The organism is Ferranicluibacter rubi (assembly GCF_011603255.1).
GTDB lineage: Bacteria > Pseudomonadota > Alphaproteobacteria > Rhizobiales > Rhizobiaceae > Ferranicluibacter > Ferranicluibacter rubi.
This window is the reverse complement of sequence record NZ_JAANCM010000031.1, coordinates 1-5,297: the sequence shown is the minus strand read 5'-3', so window position 1 is coordinate 5,297 and position 5,297 is coordinate 1. Positions and strand designations below refer to the sequence as shown.

Here is a 5,297-nt window from a genome sequence, read left to right as displayed (position 1 = left end):
TACACGCCGGGGGTCTTCGGCAGCGTCAGATTTGTATAAGAGACAGGCCCCGCCCTGCCCCAATGTCTCCGGCTGCAAAGGTCGAAGAGATCGGCGACGATGTCGTCCCGCGTGATGAGCCCGCGCTGAACCGGCTCGGCAATGTCGCCCGAGCCCTCACAGCCGACGCGGGTATCGACGAAAACTTTGCCGGCGCGGCGTGCGACATCGTCATCGGCCTCGCGCATGGTCGGCAAATAAGCGCCGATCAGATCGACGTGGGCGCCGGGTTTCAAATGTAAACCACGGACGAGCGGCTCCGTAGCCATTGTGACGCAGGAAACGACATCGGCCTGTGCGACAGCGGCATCGAGATCCGTTACACCAGAGATAGCGGGATCATCGAGGCGAGCCGCCAAAGCCTGTGCTTTCTCAGGATTGCGGTTCCAGATCATCACCTTGCGGATCGAGGGACGCACGCACCGATGAGCTGCGATCACGTGCGGTGCAAGACCGCCAGCACCGACCACCAGCAGGACCTCCGCGTCAGCGCGTGCCAGGAGATCGACGGCGAGCGCCGAGTCTGCTGCCGTCTTTCGAAAGGTCAGCGCAGCGCCGTCGCACGTCATCAGCGGCGCCCCGGTTCGCCCGTCGATCAGCGTAACCAGACCTTGTACAGAAGGTTGCGGAACGGGCAGCGACGGGTTGTCGGGGAAGACGCCAACGAGCTTGACCGCGATCATGTCGCCACTCGCCCAGGCGATGAGTGAGACAAACACGTTGTCGGAGTTGCCGCTGTCCGTCATCACGTCGACACGGGTCTGGGGCATCGTACCATCGCTATGGGCCTTGCGAAGGGCAGCGACGAGGCCGCGGTAATCAAGCAGATCGTGGACGGTCTCGGCATTCAAATGCAGCATGAAAACTCCGGGCGTCAGAGGACGCGGGCGAGAAAGGACTTCGTGCGCGCGTGCTGGGGGTTCGAAAGGACCTCGCGGGGCGGGCCGCCTTCGACGATGACGCCGCCATCCATGAAGATGAGGTGATCGGCGACATCGCGGGCGAAAGCCATCTCATGCGTGACCACAACCATGGTCATGCCCTCTTCCGCCAGTTGCCTCATGACGGCTAGGACCTCGCCGACAAGCTCCGGGTCGAGTGCGGACGTCGGCTCGTCGAAGAGCATGACGGCAGGGCGCATGGCGAGCGAGCGCGCGATGGCCACACGCTGCTGCTGGCCGCCAGAAAGTTGCTTCGGATAGTAGTGCGCCCGCTCTCGCAGGCCCACCTTGTCGAGCAGCACCATCGCCTCCTCGATCGCCTCGCTTCTCTTGTGCCGCTGCACGACGATAGGGGCCTCGATGATGTTTTCGAGGGCCGTTTTGTGAGGGAAAAGGTTGAAGCTCTGGAACACCATGCCCATCCGCTGGCGCTGGGCGGCAAGCTCGTTGAAACTCATGCGGTGGAGGGTCTGTCCACGCCAGCGAACGCCGATGGGCGCGCCGTCTAGGAAGACGACGCCGGAATCGGGCACCTCGAGATGGTTGAGGCAGCGCAGCAACGTGCTTTTGCCCGAACCAGACGGACCGACAATGCATGTAACGTCACCGGCCCTGACGCTCATATCGATACATGTGAGCACGCGGTGCGTTCCGAAACTTTTGGTCAGGCGCTCGACGTTGAGAAGAGGCATGCCGACATTCATGGCGAGACCTCCGCCCGGCGGGCTCCCCAGAACCCGGTGCGAAACAGCGAGGCAAGGATCAGGGTGACCTGCAGCGGACGGCCGTCGTTCATGCGATGTTCGATGTAGTGCTCGACAAGCGTCAGAATGGTTGAGAGCACGAGGTACCAGATGGTGGCGACGATCAGCAGCGGGATGGTCTCGTAGGTGCGCGAATAGATCATCTGCGCCGAATAGAGCAGATCGGGAAGCGCGAGAACGCTGACCAGCGACGTGAATTTCAGCATGGAGATCGTGTCGTTGCCGATCGGCGGCACGACGATCTTCAAGGCCTGTGGCAGCACGATCCGGCGCAGCGTCTGCGCCTTGCTCATGCCGAGCGTTGCGGCGGCTTCCGTCTGCCCGGTACTGACCGCCTGGATGCCGGCGCGGATCATTTCCGCCGCATAGGCGCTTTCCGTCAGCGCCAAACCAAGGACGGCGGCGCTGAACGGCGTGATCAGCGCATTCATGCTGGCGGACCAGAGCTGCGGACCGAAGGGAATGCCGAGCGACACCGTGGGAATGAGAAGTGCCAAGTTATACCAGAAGATCAGCTGAACCAACGGCGGCACGCCGCGGAAGAACCAGATCCATACCCAGCTTGCCATCTGGAACACCGGATTTTGCGAGAGCCGCATGATGGCGAGAACGACGCCGATCGCCAGACCGAGCACCATGGCGATGAAGGTCAGAAGCAAGGTCCGCCCGAGACCCGCAAGGATCTCCGGGCTGAACATATACCGCGAGACGACATCCCAGTGTAGGTTCTCGTTCGTCACGAGCAGGCGCACGAACAGGAACACGATCACGAGAAGCACGACGCCGCCGATCCACCGCGAGGGATGGCGTTCGGGGACCGGCTGGATCGTGTGGATATCCGGACGTTCGGGAAGAGTTTTCAGATTTTGCGCCATTCGAACCTCTGGCAGATGAGAAGAGGCAGGCAGCGGGGCATGCGTCTTCTTATGGATGAGAGGAGCCGCAATCGCGGCTCCTCGTCGTCGGCATGATGTCTATTTCGTGGCGGGATGCGCGGCGTTGACGAGGATAGCCGCGTCCAGCATCCCCGATCCATCGACGCCCCACTTGGCCATCAGGGCCTTGTAGGAGCCATCGTCGATCATCGCCTGCAAGGCATCCCGCAGCACCGGCCCGAGAGGGTCGCCGCGTCTGACTCCGATGCCGTTGAAGACGGCATTGCTCGTCAGCTTCGAAACGCCGAAGCGTCCGGTCTGCTTTGCCAGATACTGGAGCTTTGCCGAGCCGGCAGCCACCATTTCGATCCGGGCGGAGGAGACCGCGAGTTCTGCCGCGTTCTGCGTCGTGAACTGCTGGAGGTCGATCGGCTCCGCGCCGCTCTTCACGCAGATGTCGGCGCTTACGGTCTGCAGGTACTGAAAGTCCCAGGCGCCCGTCATCACGGCAATCGAGTGGCCGCAGAGATCCTTTTCGGCCTGAATGTCGAAGTTCTTCTCCTTCAGGAATGCATAGGCCGTTCCCTCCTTGCGCTGCGGCACGAAATCCAGCACCTGCAGCCGCTCTTCGGTTACGCCGAACGAGGAGAAACCGGCATCGAAGCGCTTGGATGCGAGACCCGGAATGATCGCGTCGAAACTGGTGGGCGTGAAGGTGAAGGTGACGCCGAGCTTCGCGGACATGGCCTTGGCCATATCGATGCTCCAGCCGTTCAGCTCGCCGTTCTCGATGAACTCGTCCGGCGGCCAGTCGTTGAAGGCCGCGACATTGACCCCATTCGCCCTGTACTGCTCCGGCACGGCATCATGCAGCTTCTGATCGATGCCGGCAGCCGACGCAGTGCCTAGAGCCAAACCCGTCAAGACGGGTACGAGCGCCAGTGTGAAGGCCAAGCCCTTCAGGTAGGCCGATGGTTCTGATCTCATCTTCTTCCCCTTTCTTCTTGTCATTTTTCCTCCAGGTCCGGACACGCCGGGCGACCTCATGGGGTCCGTGGGATTGATCCCCCTCCGTCATTGTGCGAACGTTCTCATAGGAAGCCTTTGTTTTGCGGTTCCGTCAAGTCACAAAGTGTCGGGAAGGGTCATTCCGATCATACATGGACATGAAATGCCTGTCCTTCCAAGGCCAGGCAAGGTACGCCAGAACGTGAGCAGGCTCTCATGTGAGCAGCCGTTCAATTGCAGCTTGGAGAAGGAAATGGCAGAAAAGCGTTCCGACAAGACGACGATCACCGATGTGGCGCGCCATGCCGGCGTCAGCACCGCAACGGCTGGACGCGTTCTCGGGGGCTATGGCTATACCAGCGCCGAAAACAAGGAAAAGGTCCGCCTCGCCGCCCAAGCGCTGGGCTACCGCGCAAATCAGTTGGCACGCAGCCTGATCACCGGCAAGACGCGCACGATCGGTGTCGTCGCTGGCGATATCCAGAGCCCGTTCTATGCCAGTGTTCTGCGCGGCATCGCGGATGTCGCGCGCGCACAAGGCTTTGGCGTGCTTCTGACAAACAGCGACGAACGGCTGGAACGCGAAATCGAGGCCGTTCAGCTGCTCCTCGAAAAGCAAATCGACGGGTTGATCGTCGCTCCCTGCGACACGTCGGGTGCACGGCACTTGCATGACGCTGCGGCCTCCGGATGCCCCATCGTCCAGATCGACCGCCGGGTCGCCGGGCTTGCCGCCGATTCGGTAACGCTCGACAACCGGCACGCGGCTCGCGATAGCATCGGCCGGCTGATAGCTGCGGGGCACCGTCGGATCGGCATGATCGCGGAACTGGAGCGTTTCGAGTTCGGTGACATGGAGGCGTTCGTCGATGGCGTTGTCGCCGGTTCCATTGACCCGGAAACGCTGTTTCCCAGCTGGCAGCGACTGTTCGGCTATATCGAAGCGCACATCGTGCACGGGATCAGCATCGATCGCAGCCTGATCGGACGGGCCGGAACCTACTCTGGTTCGGCCGCACGTGCGGCCACGATGAAGCTGCTGCAGCGCGCCGACCGGCCGACCGCACTGTTCACGGCCGATGGGCTGATGTCGGCCGTTGCGATGGACGCCATCACATCACTCGACCTCAGCCTTCCTGATGCTCTTTCCCTGATCTGCTTCGACGATCTCGACTGGATGCGATTTCTCAAGCCCGGCATCACCGCCATCGCCCAGCCACTGACGGAGATGGGCGAAGCCGCTGCGCGCCTGATCCTGTCGCGCATCGGCGGGGAGGGTAGCGCAGAACAGCATCACGTGCTGACGCACACGCTGGCGCTTCGCGGATCCGTGTCCGCACCTCAGGCCATCGACGCCTGACGTGCCGGCCGAAGTTCGGGAACATCGCCCGTCAGCGCGATAGGCGCCCCATGGCCAACGGCGCCGACGTATCGGCAGGTATCAGCGGCGGCATCGGCGGCCGCCTTCAGCAAGACGTCCGGCGCTTCTCCGGCCACAAGCCCGTAGAGTGTCCGGGCAATGAAGGTATCGCCCGCCCCCAGCGTATCGACCAATTCGGCCGGCGACGCCGCGACCTCGAAGAGACCTGCAGGCCCCAGAAGCAGCGCACCGGCGCCGCCCCGCGTGACCAGCACCCACGTCGCTCCTGGTCCCCGCACCTCCCCGGCCC

General features: G+C 62.6%; 6 protein-coding genes. 1 reads left to right on the top strand and 5 read right to left on the bottom strand.

The genetic code is table 11. The features are described from left to right. From G8E10_RS25720 to G8E10_RS25705, 4 genes are all read right to left on the bottom strand, one after another. A partial coding sequence (locus tag G8E10_RS25720; protein ID WP_167131270.1) for an ornithine cyclodeaminase occupies nucleotides 1–899 on the bottom strand: 899 nt, incomplete at its 3' end. A 14-nt stretch (nucleotides 900–913) separates the two neighbouring features. Then, nucleotides 914–1,672 carry an amino acid ABC transporter ATP-binding protein gene (locus G8E10_RS25715; RefSeq protein WP_281517819.1) on the bottom strand — a complete coding sequence of 253 codons (759 nt, stop codon included), beginning with the start codon at nucleotides 1,670–1,672 and terminating at the stop codon, nucleotides 914–916. Nucleotides 1,673–1,680: 8 nt separating this feature from the next. Beyond that, nucleotides 1,681–2,619, bottom strand: a complete 939-nt coding sequence (locus G8E10_RS25710; RefSeq protein WP_167131266.1) for an amino acid ABC transporter permease — start codon at nucleotides 2,617–2,619, stop codon at nucleotides 1,681–1,683. 99 nt (nucleotides 2,620–2,718) lie between these two features. Further along, complete coding sequence (locus tag G8E10_RS25705; RefSeq protein WP_167131264.1) at nucleotides 2,719–3,606, bottom strand: transporter substrate-binding domain-containing protein; 888 nt, start codon at nucleotides 3,604–3,606, stop codon at nucleotides 2,719–2,721. Between the two features lie 274 nt (nucleotides 3,607–3,880). On the opposite strand from G8E10_RS25705, the gene G8E10_RS25700 reads away from it, so the two are divergent. Next, nucleotides 3,881–4,987, top strand: a complete 1,107-nt coding sequence (locus G8E10_RS25700; RefSeq protein ID WP_167131262.1) for a LacI family DNA-binding transcriptional regulator — start codon at nucleotides 3,881–3,883, stop codon at nucleotides 4,985–4,987. Here the strand turns inward: G8E10_RS25700 and G8E10_RS25695 are convergent. Continuing rightward, the coding region (locus G8E10_RS25695; protein WP_281517818.1) for a PfkB family carbohydrate kinase at nucleotides 4,969–5,297 on the bottom strand (329 nt) is incomplete at its 5' end. The two genes, G8E10_RS25700 and G8E10_RS25695, sit on opposite strands and share 19 nt — an antisense overlap.

Bases quoted from the DNA above. Each gene is read 5' to 3' on its own strand.
- G8E10_RS25715 (WP_281517819.1), bottom strand. From the start codon at position 1,672: ATGCCTCTTCTCAACGTCGAGCGCCTGACCAAAAGTTTCGGAACGCAC.
- G8E10_RS25710 (WP_167131266.1), bottom strand. From the start codon at position 2,619: ATGGCGCAAAATCTGAAAACTCTTCCCGAACGTCCGGATATCCACACG.
- G8E10_RS25705 (WP_167131264.1), bottom strand. From the start codon at position 3,606: ATGAGATCAGAACCATCGGCCTACCTGAAGGGCTTGGCCTTCACACTG.
- G8E10_RS25700 (WP_167131262.1), top strand. From the start codon at position 3,881: ATGGCAGAAAAGCGTTCCGACAAGACGACGATCACCGATGTGGCGCGC.